The organism is Streptomyces sp. NPDC031210 (assembly GCF_055570395.1).
Genome location: NZ_JBVIHH010000017.1, coordinates 23721 through 43926 on the forward strand (window position 1 = coordinate 23721; position 20206 = coordinate 43926).

16 protein-coding genes are annotated in these 20206 nt (G+C 72.4%); 4 read left to right on the forward strand and 12 right to left on the reverse strand.

The annotated features are described in order from the left end of the window. Positions 1-167: 167 nt before the first annotated feature. Complete coding sequence (locus ACZ45Z_RS27160; RefSeq protein ID WP_468367905.1) at positions 168-1262, forward strand: EamA family transporter; 1095 nt, start codon at positions 168-170, stop codon at positions 1260-1262. A gap of 289 nt (positions 1263-1551) precedes the next feature. Here ACZ45Z_RS27160 and ACZ45Z_RS27165 read toward each other — a convergent pair whose 3' ends face one another. Then, a complete protein-coding gene (locus ACZ45Z_RS27165) occupies positions 1552-2208 on the reverse strand; it encodes an FMN-binding negative transcriptional regulator (protein WP_468367556.1) in 657 nt (218 codons plus the stop codon). 9 nt (positions 2209-2217) lie between these two features. Then, positions 2218-2922 carry a pyridoxamine 5'-phosphate oxidase family protein gene (locus ACZ45Z_RS27170; RefSeq protein WP_468367559.1) on the reverse strand — a complete coding sequence of 235 codons (705 nt, stop codon included), beginning with the start codon at positions 2920-2922 and terminating at the stop codon, positions 2218-2220. A 35-nt stretch (positions 2923-2957) separates the two neighbouring features. Here ACZ45Z_RS27170 and ACZ45Z_RS27175 point away from each other — a divergent pair, with 35 nt between their 5' ends. Continuing rightward, complete coding sequence (locus tag ACZ45Z_RS27175; protein WP_468367562.1) at positions 2958-4295, forward strand: aminotransferase class I/II-fold pyridoxal phosphate-dependent enzyme; 1338 nt, start codon at positions 2958-2960, stop codon at positions 4293-4295. A gap of 492 nt (positions 4296-4787) precedes the next feature. Here the strand turns inward: ACZ45Z_RS27175 and ACZ45Z_RS27180 are convergent, their stop codons facing one another. Beyond that, positions 4788-5843 carry a DMT family transporter gene (locus ACZ45Z_RS27180; protein WP_468367565.1) on the reverse strand — a complete coding sequence of 352 codons (1056 nt, stop codon included), beginning with the start codon at positions 5841-5843 and terminating at the stop codon, positions 4788-4790. A 75-nt stretch (positions 5844-5918) separates the two neighbouring features. Between ACZ45Z_RS27180 and ACZ45Z_RS27185 the strand changes: the two genes are divergently transcribed. Beyond that, entirely contained in the window at positions 5919-6827 is a 909-nt protein-coding gene (locus tag ACZ45Z_RS27185; protein ID WP_468367568.1) for a LysR family transcriptional regulator, read from the forward strand. A 265-nt stretch (positions 6828-7092) separates the two neighbouring features. On the opposite strand, the gene ACZ45Z_RS27190 is transcribed toward ACZ45Z_RS27185, so the two are convergent. The 4 genes from ACZ45Z_RS27190 to ACZ45Z_RS27205 form a co-directional block, all read right to left on the reverse strand. Further along, positions 7093-7830 (reverse strand): SAM-dependent methyltransferase, encoded by a 738-nt coding sequence (locus ACZ45Z_RS27190; protein WP_468367571.1) that lies wholly within the window; start codon positions 7828-7830, stop codon positions 7093-7095. Positions 7831-7966: 136 nt separating this feature from the next. Beyond that, the gene (locus tag ACZ45Z_RS27195) at positions 7967-9511 is read right to left on the reverse strand and encodes a carboxyl transferase domain-containing protein (protein ID WP_468367908.1); all 1545 of its coding nucleotides are present in this window, start codon (positions 9509-9511) and stop codon (positions 7967-7969) included. An 85-nt stretch (positions 9512-9596) separates the two neighbouring features. Next, complete coding sequence (locus ACZ45Z_RS27200) at positions 9597-11057, reverse strand: acyl-CoA synthetase (RefSeq protein ID WP_468367573.1); 1461 nt, start codon at positions 11055-11057, stop codon at positions 9597-9599. Between the two features lie 404 nt (positions 11058-11461). Next, the gene (locus tag ACZ45Z_RS27205; RefSeq protein ID WP_468367576.1) at positions 11462-11926 is read right to left on the reverse strand and encodes a pyridoxamine 5'-phosphate oxidase family protein; all 465 of its coding nucleotides are present in this window, start codon (positions 11924-11926) and stop codon (positions 11462-11464) included. A 173-nt stretch (positions 11927-12099) separates the two neighbouring features. Between ACZ45Z_RS27205 and ACZ45Z_RS27210 the strand changes: the two genes are divergently transcribed. After that, on the forward strand, positions 12100-12780 hold the full coding sequence (locus ACZ45Z_RS27210; protein WP_468367578.1) for an isochorismatase family protein: 681 nt from the start codon (positions 12100-12102) through the stop codon (positions 12778-12780). 194 nt (positions 12781-12974) lie between these two features. On the opposite strand, the gene ACZ45Z_RS27215 is transcribed toward ACZ45Z_RS27210, so the two are convergent. The 5 genes from ACZ45Z_RS27215 to ACZ45Z_RS27235 form a co-directional block, all read right to left on the reverse strand. Next, positions 12975-14213, reverse strand: coding sequence for an NHL repeat-containing protein (locus ACZ45Z_RS27215; protein WP_468367580.1), 1239 nt, complete (start codon positions 14211-14213; stop codon positions 12975-12977). After that, positions 14210-15151, reverse strand: coding sequence for a hypothetical protein (locus tag ACZ45Z_RS27220; protein ID WP_468367583.1), 942 nt, complete (start codon positions 15149-15151; stop codon positions 14210-14212). The genes ACZ45Z_RS27215 and ACZ45Z_RS27220 overlap by 4 nt, the downstream gene beginning before the upstream one ends. A 299-nt stretch (positions 15152-15450) precedes the next feature. Further along, on the reverse strand, positions 15451-16377 hold the full coding sequence (locus ACZ45Z_RS27225; RefSeq protein WP_468367586.1) for a Rieske (2Fe-2S) protein: 927 nt from the start codon (positions 16375-16377) through the stop codon (positions 15451-15453). 393 nt (positions 16378-16770) lie between these two features. Then, positions 16771-19098, reverse strand: a complete 2328-nt coding sequence (locus ACZ45Z_RS27230; RefSeq protein ID WP_468367589.1) for a S9 family peptidase — start codon at positions 19096-19098, stop codon at positions 16771-16773. 364 nt (positions 19099-19462) lie between these two features. Further along, complete coding sequence (locus ACZ45Z_RS27235; RefSeq protein WP_468367592.1) at positions 19463-20164, reverse strand: TetR/AcrR family transcriptional regulator; 702 nt, start codon at positions 20162-20164, stop codon at positions 19463-19465. Positions 20165-20206 lie beyond the last annotated feature (42 nt).

A 20206-nucleotide genomic window follows, 5' to 3' on the forward strand; every position in this document is an offset into this window, starting at 1 on the left:
GGTGGTCCGGATAACCAGATGCGCCTGCCTTCGGCGCCCCCGCCCATTCCCCCAACCGCCGCGTACCCCCCCCCCCCCCTCCCCCCTCCCCCCCCCCCCCCCCCCCTCCCCCCCCCCCGGCACGCGGTGGCGGCGACCGGAGCCGCGGCGCCGGCCTCGCCATCGCGCTGCTCTCCGCCCTCGCCTTCGGCGGCTCGGGCGTCGCCGCCAAACCGCTGATCGCGGCGGGCCTCGAACCGCTGCACGTCACCTGGCTACGGGTGGTCGGCGCGGCGCTGGTCATGCTGCCCCTGGCCTGGCGCCACCGAGACCTGCCGCGCCGCAAGCCCGCCCTGCTCGCCGGCTTCGGCCTGCTCGCCGTCGCCGGCGTGCAGGCCTGCTACTTCGCCTCGATCTCCCGCATCCCGGTCGGCGTCGCGCTGCTCATCGAATACCTCGCCCCCGCCCTCGTACTGGGCTGGGTGCGCTTCGTCCAGAAACAGCCGGTCACCCGCGCCGCGGCCGTCGGTGTCGTCCTGGCGGTCGGCGGTCTGGCCTGCGTCGTGCAGGTGTGGTCCGGTCTGAGCTTCGACGTCATCGGTCTCGCGCTCGCGCTCGGCGCGGCCTGCTGCCAGGTCGGCTACTTCGTGCTGTCCGACCAGGGCGGCGGCGACGAGGACGCGGCGGACCCGCTCGGCGTGATCGCCTACGGACTGCTCATCGGGGCCGTCGTCCTCACGCTGATAGCCCGCCCCTGGGGCATGCGGTGGTCGGTCCTCGGCGGCAGTGCCGACATGAACGGCACGCAGGTCCCCGCCGTGGTGCTCCTCGCCTGGATCGTGCTGATCGCGACGGTGGCCGCCTACCTGACCGGCGTGGTGTCGATCCGCCGGCTCTCGCCGCAGGTGGCGGGCGTGGTGGCGTGCCTGGAGGCGGTCATCGCCACGGTGCTGGCCTGGATCCTGCTGGGCGAGCATCTCGCGGCACCGCAGATCGTGGGGGGTGTGGTGGTACTCGTGGGCGCCTTCATCGCACAGTCGGCGAAGCCGGAGCCGAAGCCGAAGCCGAAGCGGGAGTCGAAGGCAGAGCCGCAGGCGGAGACGGGGCTGAAGCAGAAGCCGGAGCCGGAGCCGATGCCGCAGGTGGCGGGGCTGGACGTTTCGCTGTCCGGGGCGGTCGGGGGCGTTGGTGGGGAGGGGCGTGCCGAGGGGGATGAGGTGCTGGTGCCGACCGTGGACGGGGTGCCGGCACCTGGTACGGGGGCGGTGGACGAGGAGCAGTAGGCGTCGAGGGGCGGCGCGTAGTCGCTGATCCCCGTCCTCGTGCTCAACGGGTGGTGGGGATGGTGGGTGCGGGGGACGGTGTCTCGCCCGCCGCCCAGGCTGGCGGGGGACGGTGGCCCCGCCCGCCGCCCGCCGCCCGCCGCCCCGGCTCCGCCTGGCCGGCTGCCCGCCTGGCCCGCGCGTCGGCCGTCCGCCCGCGAGCTGGTTGCTCGTACGCGACCTGGTTGTCCACCCACGGCCTGGTTGTCCACCCACGGCCTGATTGCCCACCCGTGACCTGGTTGGCCGGTCAGCCCTCCGCCGGAGCGGATCCCGCGCCTGACAGGCGTCTGTGCTGATGGCGGCGGGCCGCCGCGTCCCCGGGGCCGTTCCGCTCGGCGAGGCGCTCCGAGATGCGCCGCTGGACGGCCTCGCTCCGCTTGCCCGCGTACTTGAATTTCGCGCGTATCTCCCGCACCTCCAGCCGGAGCCCACGGATGCCGGACAGCAGCCGCCCGTACGGCGCCTCGCCGGCGGCGACCGGAGCCGAGCCGCCGTTCGGCTGGAAGTGGCCCACCTGCCGTCGCAGCAGCGCTGCCTTGGCCTCCGGGTCGTCCACGATGTGCGCCGTGCAGGTCAGTTGCACGGCGGCGTAGAAGCTCGTGGGCACACCGTGCTCGGGCGGTTGGCCCTCATCCGCCTGCCAGGGCCCGGGGATGAAGGCGTAGTCGTCCACCACGCTCAGCAGAACCGTCGGCCGCTCCTCCAGCGCATCCCAGATCGGGTGGGGGCGGGCCAGGTGCGTGACGGCCTCGCGGCGGGCCGCGTCGTAGGCGAAGTGGAGCGGCTGGACGATCGGTGCCTCACCGGGCGGTCCGTTGGCGGCGAGCTGCCCGAAGTCGTGCGCGGCGAGCCAGTCTGCCCACTCGGCCTCGTCCTTCGGCGCATCCCAGGGATGAATCAGCACCGGGCCTCCTCAGCGCTCGGAGAGGGCGGCGAGGTAGGGCGGCTCGGCGGTGCCGGGTGCCAGATCGCCGGACGGTATCGGGGCGCCGTATACCGGAGCGACGGGGAGGACTCCGCTCCAGTAGGGCAGCGCGAGATCTTCGGGCTCGTCGTTGGGGCCGCCGGTGCGGAGCTTGGCGGAGACCTCGCGCAGATCGAGGCGGATCACGGCGGTGGCCGCCAGTTCCTTGGCGTTGCCGGGCCGGGAGTCCGCGGCGCGGCCGGGCACGACGTGGTCGACGAGGGCGTCGAGAGCGGCCGCCTTCTCCGCGGCGTCGGTGACCTGATGTGCGGTGCCGTGGACCACGACGCAGCGGTAGTTGATGGAGTGGTGGAAGGCCGACCTGGCCAGGACCAGGCCGTCGACGTGGGTGACGGTGACACAGACCTCAAGGCCCGGGTCCGGTGCCTCGCCGGCCATCCGCAGCGCGCGTGCGCCCGTCGAACCGTGCAGGTAGAGGCGGTCGCCGACGCGGCCGTAGAGCGTGGGCAGGACGACCGGGGCGCCGTCGCGCACGAAGCCCAGATGGCAGAGGTATCCCGCGTCGAGAATCGCGTGCACCGTCTCGTGGTCGTAGGCGGCGCGCTCGCGGGCGCGGGTGGGGACCGTGCGCTCGGTCGGTGCGTACGACTCGACCGGTGACTCGGCCGGTGCGGATGACTCGTCTCGTGCCATTGCAATCTCCATTGCACTAGTGCATAATCAAGTTTGTGCTAGGAGAGTATCGGATCGAAGGGCGGCGCGCATCGGAGATTGCCGCCAGCGTCGAGCGAGCCGTCGGTGCGGGCGAGCTCCAACCGGGCGAAGTCCTGCCCCCGCTAAGGGAGTTGGCCGTCTATCTGGAAGTCAATCCGAATACGGTCGCGGCCGCTTACCGCACGCTGCGCGATCGCGGTGTGATCGAAACGGCGGGCCGGCGTGGCAGTCGTGTGCGGCCGCGGCCCGCGAGCACCTCGCGGGAGGCCCTGCGGGTGGAGGTGCCGCCAGGGGTCCGGGACGTCTCCGACGGCAATCCCGACCCGGCTCTGCTGCCGCCGCTGGAGCGGGCACTCGCCGAGGCCGCGGCACGCAGCGCTCGTCGCCCCGTGCTCTACGGCACCCCCGCCGTCGACGACGACCTCGCGGCACTGGCCCGCTCGGCCTTCGCCGCCGACGGCGTGCCGGAAGCGCCGGTCGCCGTGACCAGCGGCGCCCTCGATGCCATAGAGAGAGTCCTGGCCGCGCATCTGCGGCCCGGCGACTCCGTGGCCGTGGAGGACCCGGGGTGGGGGAGCTTGCTGGACCTCATTCCGGCCCTCGGTCTGCGTGCCGCGCCGGTCGGAGTTGACGACGAGGGGCCGCTGCCCGAGCAGTTGGCGCGGACGCTCGACGGGGGCGCCCGGGCCGCCGTCGTCACCGCCCGGGCGCAGAACCCCACGGGGGCGGCCGTCAGCCGTGCCCGGGCCACCGAACTCCGCACCGTACTGGCCGACCACCCCGATGTGCTCCTCATCGAGGACGACCACGGTCACGGAATCGTCGATCTGCCTCTCCAACCACTCTCCGGGGTCACCGAGCACTGGACGCTGGTGCGCTCCACGGCCAAGGCCTATGGCCCGGACCTGCGTCTGGCCGTGCTGACCGGCGACGCCGTCACCGTCGACCGGGTCAGTGGCCGGCAGCGGCTCGGGCCAGGCTGGATCAGCCATCTCCTCCAGGACACGGTCGCTCACCTGTGGCGGACCTCCGCGATCGAACCGAAGGCAATCGCCGGAGCGTACGGCCGTCGGCGGGACGCCCTGATACACGCGCTCGCGGACAGAGGGGTGCGGTCGCGCGGGCGTAGCGGCATGAACGTCTGGGTGCCCGTCCCGGACGAAACAGGCGCGGTGGCCCGGCTCCTGCACTCCGGCTGGGCCGTGGCCCCGGGAGCCCGCTTCCGCCTGCAATCCCCACCGGGCATACGCATCACCGTGTCGGGGATGAGGGATGAAGACATCCAACCCATGGCAGATGCCGTCGCGTCGGCTACGGGGGTGGGGGCGGGAGGGCCGCGAAGATACGAGTGAGGGCGCCCGGTAGCTGCTCGGAGGCGGAGCCGCCTGGCAGGGGGCTCGGTGGGGTGGCCGAGTTGGGCGGCCGACTGGGGTGGTGGCCGCGTCGGGGCGTCGGGCTTGCGGGGTAGGTGGGGGTGGCGGGGGCGGCGGGGGGAGGGAGAGGGGGAGGGGGCGCTGACGTGTCAGAGCCTGCTGGAGCGCCGAGCTGGGGGGGGGTGCCGTGCCGCCGGAGCATCGCCCCCGCTGGAGCACCGCCCGACGGATCACCGAGCCGCAGGGGCAGGCGTGGCAGGGCGGTGAGGTCGTCGAGCCGTAGGGGCACCGTTCGTAGGTGGTTGCCGGGCGGCAGGGGCTCCGGACTCCGTGGCGGCTGCCGGGCCGGGCCGCGGGGGAGGGGGGGAGGGGAGGGGGCGATGGGGGCCTGGCCCGAGCAGCCGACGCGAGGCGAGGCTGGGGCCAACCGCCTCGCCTCGCCTTGCCTCGGGTCGCCTTGCTCGCCTCGGGTCAGGGGGCGGTCCGACGGGCCCTAAGGGTCCGGCCGCCGGTGCGGGGCTTGCTTTGGGTGAGGGCGGCGCCGGCGAGGATGATCAGGGCGCCGACCGGTGTGTTCCAGCTCAGGTGCTCGTTCAGGAGCGTCACGCCGGCGGTGGTGGCGATCACGGGGATGAAGTAGGTGACCATCTGGGCCGTCGTGGGGCCGATCTCGGCGACCAGCCCGTACTGCAGGAGGAAGGCGACGCCGGTGCCCAGGGCGCCGAGCGCCAGGACGGCGAGCAGCGGGACGATCGGGTAGGCGGTCGGCAGGGAGGTGAACAGGGGAGTCACGACGGCGAGTTGCACGGTGGCGAGCAGGAGTTGGGCGCTGGACATGGAGAGGTGGGAGTCCGCTGCGCCCGCCAGAGTGCGGCGGACGTAGATCCAGCCGACGGCGTAGCTGAGGGAGGCGCCGAGCGCCATCGCCGTGCCCGCCGCGTCCGTACCGGCGAAGCCCTGCCAGGCGCCCAGCACGGTGAGCACGCCCAGGAAACCGATCCCCAGCCCCGCCACCCGGCGCCGGGTGGGACGGTCCTCCGAGAGCGCGACCACCGACAGCGCCATGCCCCACAGCGGAGAGGTGGCGTTGCAGATGCCGGCCAGGGTCGACGGGATCGTCAGCTCGGAGTAGGCGAAGAGGGAGAAGGGGAGGGCGTTGAGGAGAAACGCGGCGACCGTCAGATGGGCCCAGGTCCGGGCCGACCGCGGCAGCCGCTCCCGCTTGATCACGAGCATCATCACCAAGGCCGCCGCGCCGAATCCGACCCGGCCCAGAGTGACCTGCAACGGCGCGAAGCTCTGGGTGCCGACCTTGATGAACAGAAAGCTGAAGCCCCAGACCAGGGAGAGAAGGGCGAAGCGGATCGGCCAACCCAGCGTCCGTCGGCGGGCGGTGCCGTTGCCGGTGCCGGGTGCGGCCGGGACCGTACTGCCGGCCCGGGTCGTGGCGACAGCGGTCGGGGAGGCGGCGTCAGGCGGGGAGGCGGGGGCAGCGGAGACGGTCGCTGCGCTGGTGGTGGGGCTCATGATGTCTACGATGAGGCTCGAAGACTGCGTAGCACAAGCGAATATTTGTCCACGGTATCGCGTAGCATTCCTTACATGTTGAACCTCGATCGCCTACGGACGCTGAGTGCGGTCGCCCGCCACGGCTCGGTGAGCGCCGCTGCCGACGCGCTGCACGTCACCACCTCGGCCGTCTCGCAGCAGATCGCCAAGCTGGAGCGGGAGACCGGACAGCAACTGCTGGCCAAGAACGGGCGCGGAGTGCGGCTGACCGACGCGGGCCGGCTGCTCGCGGACCACGCGGCGCGCATCCTGTCCCAGGTCGAGCTGGCGCAGGCCGACCTGGAGGCGCATCGCGGGCAGCCGGTCGGCGAGCTGCGGCTGAGCGCGTTTCCCACCGCAGCGCGGGGTCTCTTCCCGGCCGCGCTCGTCAGTCTCCGTGCCGAACATCCGCAGCTTCGCGCGCGGCTGACGGAGCTGGAGCCGGACGAATCCGTGCGGCGCGTGATGCGGGGTGACGTCGACCTGGCGGTCGTCCTGGACTGGTACAACCGGCCGCTGCCGCTCCCCGAAGGGCTGGCCAAGGCTCCGCTGCTCGACGACCCGGCCGATGTGGCGATGCCGGCGGACCACCGGCTGGCCGACCGGCGGTCCGTGGAGCTGGAGGACTTCGCGGACGACGAGTGGATCTCGTGGCCGCAGGGGGAGTTCTGCCAGGAATGGCTGATGTTCACCTTGCGCAGCAAGGGAGTTGAGCCGCGTATCGCGCACATGGCCGAGGAACACCACACCCAACTCGCCCTCATCGCGGCCGGCCTGGGTGTCGCGGTGGCCCCGCGCCTCGGGCGCGGTCCGGTGCCGGACGGAGTGAGCGTGGTCCCCGTACGTCACACGATGCGCCGCCATGTCTACGCCATCTGGCGCGCGGACGCCGACCGCAGACCCTCGATACGCGCCGCCGTCGACGCCCTGCGGAAGGCGGGCCAGGGGGTTGTCGATTGCTGAGGCGGCCGGGCTGGTGATGCAGGGAGGGACGCCTACGCTCCCTGGGCGCGGTAAGGCTCTGCGATAGGGCTCTGCGGCAGGCGGCAGGCGGCAGGCGGCAGGCGGCAGGCGCTGGACGGTGGACGGCACGGTGGACGGCAGCGGCGAGGTGGGCGGCAGCGCCGGGGGCGGGGACCAGGGTGGTGCTGGGGGCGTCGCCCTGGTCCCCGTCGGGACGTGTGCGGTCGGCGCCCGGGCCGGGCGTCGACCGCTTGTCCGCCAGTGGTCAGTCGGACGTCCGGCGCAGGACCATGCTGAGGAAGCCGAAGGAGTCGCGGTAGCCGCGCAGCCATTCGGTGCGGCGCGTGGCGGCCATAGCGAGCGCCTGCGGGCTGTCCGGATGCGCGGGACGGTCCAAGGCCCATTCGGCCAACGAGCCCCAGCAGGCCCACTCGTAGTCGTCCAGCTCGCGCCGGGTGCTGACGTGCCCGTGGACGGGCGTCCATCCCGCGGCGACGACGCGGTCCACGGTGGTCGCCAGGTCGGCGAAGTCGCCGAGCATCTCGACGGCCTCCGGGGAGGGCTCGCTCTCCCAGAAGCCGTCACCGATCAGGACGCGGCCGCCGGGAGCCAGGTGCTTGCGGGCCGCGGCCAGAGTGGGGAGCAGGCCGCCGAAGGCGTGCGCGGACCCGACGCTCAGCACGAGGTCGAACGGATCCGGGGAGGTGAACTCCCCGGCTTCCTGGTGGTGGAGTTCGAGGCGGTCTTGGACACCGAGGCGGCTCGCGTCCTCGCGGGCCCGCACGAGATCGCCCTCGGAGATGTCGACGCCCTCGGCGTGCACCTTCGGATGGAGGGTCAGGGCGCGCAGGAGCCATTCGCCACCGCCGCAACCGAGGTCGAGCACACGCTCGTCGCCGCGTGGGAGGCTCCGTTCCAGTAGGCGGCGCACGGAGTCGTCGTCGAGCGGGGACTTTATCGGGTGGCCGGCGTGGGCGATCCGGGACATCTCTTCACGATTCACCAGCGGAGCTTGTCAGCTCGGGAGTCCCCGCGCACCCGTATTTCGTCCGTAGCCCGGTGCCGCCTCGGGATATCCCTCAGCCACCGACTGAGCTGAACAGATGCGGTCGTTGAGCGGAAAGGCGCAGGTCCGGGTCTCAGGCCGGTGGGACGATGCCACGGATGATGCCCAGGTCCAGCAAGTCCTGGGGGCGGAGGTGAAGTTGGTCGGCGGTGGACCGCACCTGCTGGTCGTCGCGCTTGAGGATGGCGGCGGCCAGTTCCGGGGCGATCACGGAGAAGTAGCTGTCGGGGGTCGCCCAGAGCCGGTCCGGTGCGGCGAGGGCGAGAGCGCCTCCCGAACCGCCTTCGCCGATGAGCAGCGACGTGACGGGCACGCGAGCCGAAGCTATGGCGGCGAACGTGTCGGCGATGGCCGCCCCGGCACCGGCGCGCTCGGCCTCCGGGTCGTTGGCGGCGCCGGGTGTGTCCACGAGCGTGAGCACGGGAATGCCGAGCCGGTCGGCGAGACGGATCAGGCGGGCGGCGGTCCGGAAGCCGGCGGGGCGGGTGGCCGTGCCGCACTGGGCGGCGAACGCGATCGTGCGGCCGTCACGACGGCCGAAGCCGCAGCGCATCCCGGGGTCGACGCCGCCGCACCGGTCGCCGCTGAGCTCCTCCCAACTGTCGAAGTACGCGTGCAGATACGTCTCCGCGCGCGGCCGGCGGGCGTCACGAGCGCGGACGACCGCCTCCCAGCCGGTCTCCGGCAGGGCGTGAGAGCCGCACGCGTACGGCGGAGGCGCCGGCTCCGGAGCCGGCCCGAACGCCGGCTGCGGCGCTGCCCCGGCAGGGCCCGTCGTGGAAGCCGCTCCCGCAGGACCTGTCGCGGACGCCGCTCCCGTGGCGGAAGCCACCCCTGCCGCTCCCGTCACGGACGCTGCCCCCACCCCCGATGCCACCCCCGCTCCAGTCGCACCAGTCGTATCAGCCGCATCCCCCGACGCTCCTTCCCCGCCCAGTAGTTGGAGCCACCGACGCAGCCTGGCGCGGAGCTGCTCCGGTGGGACGATCGCGTCGATGTGGCCCGTCGCGAGCTGGCCTTCGGCGGAGTAGGCGTGGGGGTCGGCGTCCTTGGGACGCACGCGGGAGCCGGCGAAGCCGATCTGGGCGCCGGGCAGGGCGAGGGTGACATCGGCGCCGGCGCCGAGCGTCGCCCAGCCGCCGCCGGTCGTCGGATCGCGGAGTACCGCGATCTGGGGCAGCCCGGCGGCGCGGTTCAGCGCGCTCTGCCCGGCCACCCGCTGGAGCTGCGTCAGCGCGCGCATGCCTTCCTGCATACGGCTGCCGCCCGTGGCGATCAGCGAGACGACCGGCAGGCGGCGCTCGCGGGCCAGGGTGTAGGCGGCCACCAGGCGGTCGCCGGTGTGTTCGCCGAGCGAGCCGCCCAGGAATCCGAACTCGAAGGTGATGAGGACCGCCTGCCTGCCGCCTATGGTGGCCAGGGCCGTGACCACGGACTCGTCTTCGCCGGTCCGGGCGCGGGCGCGTTCCCGGGAGGCGTCGTAGCCCTGCCAGCCGAGCGGGCCGTCGGGCGCATCCACGCGACGACGGTCCTCGGAGACCAGCCCTCCGGGGTCCGCCGGTGTGGCCGGCTCGGTGTAGGCGTCGACCACCGCCTCGATGACCTCGCGGGCGGTCAGTCGGGCGGCCGGCGGGGCGGCCGGTGGGACAACGGCCCCGGCTCCCGTCCCACGCTCGGCCTGAGGCCCCGCCAAGGGCTCGCTGTCACGCACGGAGTTCTCGCTTCAAGACCTTCCCCATCTCGTTGCGCGGCAGGGCGTCCACGAAGTGGACCGTACGAGGCCGTTTGTGTGGGGCCAGTTGGCGGGCGACATGGTCGGCGAGTTCCTGGCCGGAGGGTGGTGGCCCGGTGTCCGGGCCGCCTTCGGCCACGATCCAGGCGGTGATCCGCTCGCCCAGATCCTCGTCCGGCTCGCCCGTGACGGCGGCCTCGGCGACGCCCGGATGTGCGAGGAGGGCGTTCTCGATCTCGCCCGCGCCGATTTTGTAGCCGCCGCTCTTGATCAGGTCGGTCGCCTTGCGGCCGACGATGCGGTAGTTCCCCGAGGGATCGCGGATCGCCATGTCGCCCGTGCGGAACCAGCCTCCGTCGAAGCCGGCGGCGGTGGCGTCGGGCCGGTTGAGGTATTCCTGGAAGAGGTTCGGGCCGCGGACCTGGATCTCGCCCACCGTCTCGCCGTCGCTCGTCCGGATGGTCTCCCCCGCGTCGTCGACGAGGCGGACGTACACCCCCGGCAGCGGCACCCCGACCGTCCCCGCGGCATCCGGACCATCCGCCCGCACACTCGTGTTCATGAGCGTTTCGGTCATGCCGTAGCGCTCGATCACCCTGCGGCCGGATGCCGCCGCGATCCGCTCGTGGTCCGTCAGCGGTAGCGCCGCCGAACCGGAGACCAGCAGCCGGGCCCGGGAGAGCGCCTTCGCCAGCGCCGGGTCGCGGCCGGCTTCGACGGCCAGCCGGTGGTACATCGTCGGAACGCCGAACAGCATCGTGCCGTCCGCGGACAGCTCGCGCGCCACGGCGTCGGTCCGGAAACGCCCCAGGTGATGGACGCTGCCGCCGCGGCGCAGCGGGCCGAGGATGCCGAGGATCAAGCCGTGGACGTGGAAGAGCGGCAGGGCGTGGACGAGGACGTCGTCGGCGGTCCACTGCCAGGCGTCCTCCAGGGCGTCCAGCGTGCGGGCGATGGCGCGCCGGGGGAGGACGACGCCCTTGGGCGGCCCGGTGGTCCCGGAGGTGTAGACGATCAGGGCCGGTGACTCGTCATCGGGCTCGTAAGGGAGGAGGGGGGCGGGGCTGTCCTCGGGTGGCGGGGTGGCGTCCACATCGAGGCGGGGAAGGGCGGCGAGGGCGTCCGGCAGCTCGGCGTCGGGCTCGGCCAGGACGAGCGTGGGCGTGCTGTCGGCCACGATGTGGGCCAGTTCGCTCTCGCCGGTCTTCGGGTTCACCGGGACGGCCGGCACCCCGGCGAGCAGCGCGGCGACGACCGCGACCGAGGTTTCGAGCGTCGCGGTCGCCCAGACCGCGATCCGGCTCTCGCCGCCGATCCGCTCGGCGAGCGGGGCGGCCACCGCGGCGAGTTGGCGGTAACTGAGCGCGCGGTCGCCGAAACGCAACGCGGGTGCGGGCGACGCGTCGCGCAGCGCGGGGAAGAGCACGTTCACCGGATCTCCTTCGTCCTCGTCGGCGCCCGGCCCGTGGCGGCCGGAACGGCCCGCTCCCGCACCCGTGCGGTGGAGAACGGCTGACCCCACCCACTCTCGCAGAGACCACTGACATCGCGATCACTTCCAGGCACCCGGCCGGGTCCCGGCTCCGGTCGCGGGCTCCGTTCAGCCGCATCGATACGCGTCGCCGCCCTGTCAGTACCGTCGCCGTCCTGCCGGCCCGTCGCCCGTAGCGCGCTTCCCTCGCCAGCCGTCCGCCGTCCGCCGTCCACAGGCCCGTCCCGCCATTCCGACAGGCCCTGCATGCCACAGGCCCGACAGGCCCCACCGTGCAGCCCGGCCACACCATGCACCCCGGCCCCGCGAAGCCACTCAGCCCCGCGAAGCCGCCCGGCCCCGCATCACCCCGGGAGCTTGCGGAAGTCCCAGGAGGTGAGGGACTCCGGCGTCAGGCGCAGCCAAGCGTGCCGGCCGTCGTGCGGCATCGTGCCCATCCCGAAGTACTTCGAGGCGAACAGCCTTTCCGGAGCGTCGAGTTCCGGGCACGGCTCGCCGGTACGCGGCACCTCACCGATGAAGTCCGCACGGCCCGCCAGCTCGATCCCGCGCAGCTCCCCGTACTCGTGGCCGTCGTCCACGACCACCGCGATCCGCGGATCCTTGCGCAGTTGGGCCCAGCGTTTGCTGCGGGTGATCGAGTACAGCCACAGCGCCGTCCCGTCCCACACGAACCACAGGGCGCCGACGTGCGGCGCGCCGTCGCCGCCGACCGTAGCCACCCGGCAGGTCCGCTGTGCCACCAGGTACGCGTCCCGTTCCGCCCGCGTCATCATGATCCGGCGCCCGCGCCGTTGTGTGTCGGTCATCGCCCTCGCCCTCCCCGCTCGTTCGCCCTACGTGGCCCCGTATCCAGGGCCGCGACAGTACCTGACTGGGTGTCAGGAAAGCATGGGGCCTCTTCCTGGCATGCGCAATGACGGATAGTCTCGCGCGCCTCGGAGAGGGTGCCAGGCCCGGAATACGCGAGAAGGGGAACGCCATGCCTTCGAACGCACCGAACGCACCGAACGCACCGAACGCGCCGCTCATGGAGCAACTGGACCCGGCCTCCACGGTCCTGCTCACCGTGGAGTGCCAGCGCGGCGTGGTCGGCCCGGACAGCGCGCTGCCCGAACTCGCCGACGCGGTCCGCACCTCGGGTGCGCTGGTCCACATCGCCCGGCTCGTCGTGGCCGCTCACGACGCGGGAGTGCAGGTGTTGCACGCGGTCGCCGAACGCCGTCCCGACGGGCGCGGCGCCAACCACAACGCGCGGCTCTTCAAGGCCGCCGAGCGGCTGCCCGTCCAGCAGGTCATCGGGTCCACCGCCGTACGCATCGCCGACCCGATACCGGTCTCGGAGGACGACCTGGTGGTGCGCAGGCTGCACGGCCTGTCGCCGATCGCCGGCACCGAGGTGGACGCCCTGCTGCGCAATTTCGGGTGCCGCACCCTCATCGTCACCGGCGTGTCGGCGAACGTGGCGATACCCAACGCCGTGTTCGACGCGGTCAACCTCGGCTACACAGCCGTCGTCCCGGCGGACGCCATCGCGGGCGTGCCCGCCGACTACACCCCCGCGATGGTGCGCAACACCCTCGCCCTCGTCGCCACCGTCACCAGGACCGACGAGATCCTGGCCTGCTGGAAACGCCCCCGACGCCCCCGACGCGTCCGCTGACCTGCGGATTCCACACCGCGCGGCGTCTCAGCCGCAGCACCTCGCGGTGCCCACGCCGGCCCTGGCGGCGGCGGGGACCGAAGCGCCTTCTGCTTCAGCGACCGCGTCGCGGCCTTCCGAGCCGGTGCCCGCGAGCTGGTTCCCGCGAGCCGGCGCCCGAGGTGCGTGGCGACGACTCCGGCCTCGCGCTCGCGTCAAGAAGGGGAGATCAGCGTGCTGTGGTGGAAGCCGAGTCGTGGGTCGTGCCACCAGGGGAGGCCGTCGACGTACTGCCGCAGCTCTGGCATGCGCACCCGCAGGCGGACCGTGTTGGCGGGGTAGTCGTAGACGGTGATGGAGTTGAGTCCACGGTTGGCGGTGAACAGCAGGGTCTGGTCGGCGGAGAGCTGGCAGGCGTAGACCGAATCGAGCAGGGTTCCGCGCGAGACCCGCAGCGCGCCGAGGAAGTGCCTGCTGCTCGCGGCCGGTGAGCCGCGGGTGAAGGCGTCGGTCACCTGGTGCAACGCTTGCCGTCCGGCGATGAGTTGATCGGGCGGGGTGGGGCGTTCGTCGATGATCCGGTGGGTGGACAGGTCGTCCAGGTCGATCATGACGATGGTGCCGCTGCCGCCGTTGCAGTAGATCAGTTCACGATCGGAGACGCAGACGTCCGAGTTGATGTGCGCCGGAGTGTCACGAGGGGCCGTCCAGTGGCGCAGGACCCGTCCATGTTCGGCGTCGATCTCGAAGACGTACTCCTTGAGGTAGGCCATGGCCCATTCGTGCCAGTCGCGTCCTTCCTGGGGAAGGACGCGGAAGGAAAGGGCGTAGAACCGGTCTTCGCGGGGATGGGCGGCCACGTGCCAGCAGGTGGCGGGTAGGTCGACGCGGCGGGCCGTGCCGGTGCGGAGGTCGAAGACGCCGACCTCGCGGGCCTCGCCGCGGCCGGGGTGATCCATGCCGCCGTAGACGAGGTAGCGGCCGGAGGCCGTGGTCTTCATGGCGTGGGGGAGCTTCAGCCCGTGCGGGCCCAGGCGCTCAGGAGCGTCGAGCTTGTCGACATCGAACCGCCACAGGTGCTCGCCGATCGCACCGACGAGCTCCCGGTCACCCAGCCAGGCGATGTGCGTGGTGCCTTTGATGGACGAGTCGGTGGCCTCGATCCGCAGGGTGGAGAGGCGGTCGGCCTCGTCGAGCGTCGCGGCGTCGTAGAAGAGCAGGTGTTGGCCGGTGTTTCCCAGGAACCCGAGAGAGCGGTCCGGGCTGACGCTGACGGCATGACCGCCGGCGATGCCGTCGTAGTACTCGATCTTGTACGCGTACCGGCCGGTGGCCGGGTCGTAGCGGAAGACGCAGACGCCCGCGCGGCCTTCCAATCCGTTCAGGCCGTTGCCGTCGAGGGCGATGTGGAAGGCGTACGGGTACGCGTGCGGCTCGGTGGCGAACGGGATCAACGGGGCTGCCTTTCGGGCCTGAAGTGGCGGAAGCCGGCAGCGTCGGTGTACTCAGGCCGCGTCGACCTCCACCGGGCCAGCGCGGCTAACGGTTCAGCCAGCCTGGCGAGGTCGTCCCAGAGCGCGGAGTCGGCTCGGGCCGACTCCGCGGTGGGCGCGGCGCTGCCCTGTCCGAATGCCGTGATGGTGTTCAAAGTGGTGAGGAAGGACCTGCGGTAGGCGTCCTCCACCAGGGCACGTCGGACCGCGGGCCACAGCACCGGGGTGATCGCCCGCCACAACGGGGGGAGTACGAACTGCTGATGGGCGCAGATGGTCACTCTGGTGCCGACCCCGGACCGGGCGAAGGACACCGAGCCGTCGTCCTGAAGCGCGGAGGCGTTCGCACTGTGGACCTGCCGCCAGCGCAGCAGTTGCTCGTCCGGACCGTATTCGATGGTCTCCAGCTTGCAGACGTCGAGTACATCGGCGCCGGACAGCGCGAGGTAGGCGGGCTGGGCCCGGCTGATGCTGCGTTCGAGCTGCCACATCGGCCTTCCGGACTCGTCGCGTGCTTGGACATTCGTACAGCCGGCAATGTAGCCGCTGGTCAGACCGATCACTCGGCTGATGTCGAGGCGCGCGGTGAACTCGTCAAAGGGCGTGGGTACTTCCCTCTCGCAGCGGAACAGGACGGCGTCGTCCAGGTAGCGCCACCGCATCCCGTCGGCATCTGGCGGGACGGCCGCGATCAGTTGGTCCAGCGGTGCCAGCCGACTGGCGACGGCGTCGAACTCCGCAGGCCCGAAGGCACGCGGATCGATGCCGAGCGCTGTCGCCCTCGTGCGGGTCGCGGCGTCGTTCGGGTGGATGCGAAGTGCGGCCGCTAACTCCGCCGTATGGTCGACGGCCGTCAGCACCCATCGCAGCGCTTCTCCGGCCAGGGGGATGTGGGGCATGATCCCGCTCTACCCTGCGCCACCACCTCCCATACCGGTCACGGATGGGCACAGCTCTCGCTGTGCCCATCCGTTTGTCGTGCCACCCCGACAGATCCCCTTACGCTCCATGATGCGTGGCGTTCCCGCTCGCCGTCACCGTGGTGAGACCGGTCGGGGGCTGTCGCCCGCGAACGAGGACGGGGGGCTGAAGCTGAGCTCTCTGGCATTCTTCACAGAGTGTCGCCAGCGGCCTGAGCGGCGCCTGTGACAGCCGTGCCGGGGCTCCGGCCCCAGTGGGCGGCCGGGTGGCCGCACGGTCAGGCGGTGGTGACCGAGCCTCCCTTGACGTTCACCTTGGCAGGCGCCAACGCGCTGGTCGCGGGCCCCTCCTTCACACTGCCGTCGGTGATGTCGAACTTGCTGCCGTGACACATGCAGTTGATGGTGCCGCCGGAGACCTCGCCGACGAGGCAGCCCGAATGGGTGCAGACCGCTGAGAACGCCTTGAACTCCCCGTCCTGCGGCTGCGTGACCACGACCTTCTGAGCCTTGAAGATCTTGCCGCCGCCCTTGGGGATCTCCGAGGTCTTCGCCAGCCCATCGCCTCCGCCCCCGGCGGTGCCCTCGCCTCCTGTGGCGCCCGCATTCCCGGCGCTCCCTCCGCTCCCGGTGGTGGCGTCGATGTCACCTTCCCCGGAGCCGCCCGATCCGCCGGCCGCCGGTTCGTCCCCTTGGCCGGCACCGCTGTCCATGGAGCCGCCGCAGGCCGCGAGGGCGGCGGTGAGTCCGGCCGCGCCCACCGCCGCGACGACCGCCCGCCGGCTCGTACAGCGCCGTCCGTGGCCGCTCGCCTCAGCCTTCCGGCCCGCCACGGTTGCTCCGGCCGCCTTCCCGCCCGCCACTACGGCCACGGTTTCTCGGGCCGTACCCCGCTTGCCGCACGCACCCTCCGTACCCGCGCCGTCGGTCGGCTTCCCGCGCTCCGTGGTCTCGGTGACTTCCGCAGCCGGTATGGCCGGCACGGCCGTCGGGCCTTCCCTGCCGCCGGTTACCGCCGCACCTTCGGTTACCGCCGCACCTTCGGTGGTCACCGCACCTTCGGCGGCCGCCGTACGCCTCGCGGGCTCCGCCTGTCCGCCGCTCGCTGCCCGGCGGGTCGTCCTCCCGTCCACCTGCTCGTCGGCGTTGCCGTCCACCCTCGTAGCCGCCGCGTCGATGCGCTGTGACGTTGTCTGCCGAGCCATGGTGTGCCTCCGGTTCCTGGTGCCTTCGGTGGGTGGCCGGCGGCCGGTCGTCGGCTGATACGAGCGGGACGACGTGCCGCGACATCCGCCACCCGGAGCCCTCCTGTCGCGTGCCTCCCGGATGCGGTCCGGGCTGAACGGCGGGCAGGTGGGCCATGGACGTTGCGCTTGTCCATACGGGCGGGCGGTCGCGTGCGTTCAACTCCGGGCGGAAGGCGGCAGGGTTCGACCACCGGAATCGAACCTGCCGCGCCCGGAAGAGTGCCCGGTCGCCGGCCGTCCACAGCAGCCCGTCACTCCCGCTCCGTACGCTCCGCCGCTCCCGCTCCCGCTCCCGCTCCCGCTCCCCCTCCCGCTCCACCGAAGTCACCGGAACACTCACTCAGGTCCCGCTCAACGCGTCCCCACCCTCACGCCAACCCCCACCCGCTTCCCCACCGGTCCCAACGCCTCGACCAGGAAGTCGCGCTGAAAGCGCAGCAGGTTCTCGTTGACGCGTTCGTCGGACGGCGCATGTGTCGCGCCGGGCAGCGGGAGCACGCTGTGCGGCCTGCCCGCCGCGAGCAGTTCGGCCGAGAAGCGCAGGGTGTGTGCCGCCGCGACGTTGTCGTCCGCCAGCCCGTGGACGAGCAGAAGCGGGCGGCGCAGCAGATGCCCCTTGCCCGTCAGAGAGGAGCGCGCGTAGTTCTCCGGCCGCTCGTCCGGGTGGCCCAGATACCGCTCCTTCCAGTGGGTGTCGTACAGCCGCATGTCGGTGGGCGGGGCGCCGGCGACCGCCGCGTGGAAGACATCGGGGCGGTGCAGCACGGCCGCCGCCGCGAGATATCCGCCGAACGACCACCCCCGGATCGCCACCCGCCCCAGATCCAGCTCCGGGAACCGGGCCCCCGCCGCCGCCAACGCGTCCACCTGGTCCTCCAGCGCGGGCGTGAGCTGGTCGCCATGAACGGCCTTCTCCCAGGCCGGGCCCCGACCGGGCGTCCCGCGCCCGTCCACCACGAGTACCGCGAAGCCCTGCTCGGCGAACCACTGGGAGACGCACGCGAACCACCCACGCGCCCGCACCGCGATCTGCATCCCGGGGCCCCCGTACGGGTCGAGCAGTACGGGAAGCGTGCCCGCGCCCTCCCGGTGCCACGAGGGAAGGTAGAGGGCGGCGCGCAACTTCCTCTTCCCGAGCGTGAGATGGACAGGACGCGGATCGACCACAGGCTCCTCGGCCAGCGAGGCGATGACTCCCACCGGGACCTCCACCGGGACCTCCACCGGGACCTCCACCGGGACCTCCACCGGGACACCCACTGGGACCCCGACCGGTACCCCCACCGGGGCCCCGACCGGCGCGCCACCACTCACCACCGAGCCTCTCCCCGAGCCTCCTCCCGCGCCCCTCTCCGCCCCGCCTTCCGCATCCGCCTCCCGCACCACGCTCACCACACCGCCGCGCGGTGTCAGCCCCGCCAGGACCACCGTCCCGCCACGCGCCACGCCCGCGTACGTGCCGGGCTCCCCGCTCAGTCGGCGGATGCCCCGGCCCGGCTCGTAACGCCACACATGGGTCTCGACGGGGTCGTCGCTCGCCGTGAACAGCACCTGTTCGCCCTCGACGCCGAGAACTTGCCGCAATTGCAGCCCCTCCGGGGTCACCCGGTGCCCGCCGACGGTCAGATGGCGGGTGTCACCCGCGTCCTCGGGCAGTACCAGGGCGCCCGACGCCGTACGCGCCGGTGTGCCGGGAATGAGCTCCACCCAGGCCGGATCGGCCCGCTCGTGCAGCACCTCGGTGGTGCCGGTCGCGGGATCGACCGCGAGCGTGCGCAGGGTGCGCTGGTCGCGGCTCTGCACGGCGACGAGCGGCCCGTGCGCGTCCCAGCCGGCGTCGGCGACGTATTCGTACGCCGCACGGCCCCACCGGACCTCGACGCGTTCGCCGTCCAGGGACAGCACGTGGAGGGTGACCTCGGCGTTGGCGGTGCCCGCCGCCGGATAGCGGATCGCCTGCGGCGGCTTGGCCGGGTCCGCCGGATCGCTGAGGTAACGCCGCTGGACCGGTGTGGTGTCGACCCTGGCCACCAACACCCGGCGGCTGTCCGGCGCCCACCAGTAGCCGCGCAAGCGGCCCATCGACTCGGCGGCCGTGTACTCGGCCAACCCGTAGGTGATCTCCGGGCCCTCGGCGCGGGCCAGTTGGCAGTCGGTGCCGTCGAGCCCGACGACGTGGAAGGAGCGGCGGCTCACATAGGCGATGTGCCGGCCGTCGGGAGAGGGGCGCGGATCGACCACCGGTCCGGCCGCCGGCACGGAGAACGGCGCACCGTCATCCGTACGCACCGCCCACAGGGCGCCCGACAGCGCGAAGGTCACCAACTCGGCGGCGCTGTCGGCCGCGTACGCCACCACCCCGCCGGACCGCTCACGTGCCCGCTCCCGGCGCAACCGCTCCTCCTCGGGCACGGGCCCCCCGCCCCCACCCACCAGAGCCACCGGATCGGCGAGCAACCGCTCCGCACCGTCCTCGTACTGCCACAGCCGGCCCACCGCGTCCGTGCCCGACCCCGTACGGACGAAGAGGATCCGCCGGCCGTCGGGGGAGACGGTGAAGTGCCGTGGCACACCGAGAGAGAAGCGGCGGCTGCGCGCGAACTGTCGCGGGAAGGCGTCGGAGTTGGGCGTGGGGTCGTTGTTGGGGGTGGGGTCGTCGTTGGGGGTGTGGTCGGCCAAGGTGCTGTCCTCCGAGATGAGGTCGGGATTACGGGCGTGCCCGTGCGGGACGAAGTTGCGAGCGAGAGTGCGAGTGCGAGCGGGAACGGGAGCGGGAACGGGAACGGGAACGGGAACGGGAACGGGAACGGGAACGGGAACGCCAAGGGAAATGAGCACGCTAACGAGCGGGAGCACTACTGAGGAAGGGAACGCATACGCATGTGGCTGGCGCGGCGGCCGGCACCTTGGCTGCACCTGTCGGCTGCCGACCAGGCGTCGCTCACCGTCGCCGACCTGGAAGCCGCCGTCGACGAAGCGACAGCGCCGGGTGCCGAGATGGTGAGGGGGCGGCCAGGGCTTGGCGGGGCGAAGGCCCAGCCGTTCAGACGGCCGGCGTTTCGCCGGGGTTCGGGCCTCCGCCGTGTCCCGGGCTGAGCAGGCCGGTGATGACCGCGTCGAGTTGACGGGCGATGTCGTAGTGCTCGGTCAGCTCGGTCCAGCGACCCGCGAGCGAGGCGAGACGGGGCAATTCCGTGGCGTCCGCCTCGCTCAGCATGGCGGGGAAGTACTGTTTGCGGTCGTCCTCTTGGGCACGTTTCGCCATCGCCTGCCGGTAGACCAGATCACCGTACACGCAGTGCCAGATCGTGCGGTACGCGCTCACCGCGTCCTCGGGTGTCAAACCGCAGCCGATGCCCGCGTCGACGATCGCCTCCACCATCCACAGCGCCCCCTTGTCGGTGAGGTCGCCGAGGCCGAGCACCTCCACCACCCAGGGCATCTCCCGCAGCACCGCGTGCATGTGCAGGGAGACGGCCAGCATGCGCTCGCGCGGGTTCTCGGGCAGCTCCGGGCGGGGAACCGTCCGGGCCATGCCCGACAGCGTGAGCATCAACAGCTCGTCCTTGTCGCGCACATGGTGGTACAGCGCCATCGGGGTGGCGCCGACCTCCTTGGCGACCCGGCGCATGGAGAGCGCGCCCACGCCTTCCTCTTCGAGGATGCGCCGGGCCACGTCGACGATCCGCTCCGTCTCCAGACGCCGGGGGCGTCCTCTCCTACCGCTGCTCTCACTCACCCCCATATTCTGCCCCTCCAATTTTCTATACGCGTATAGTAATGTCTC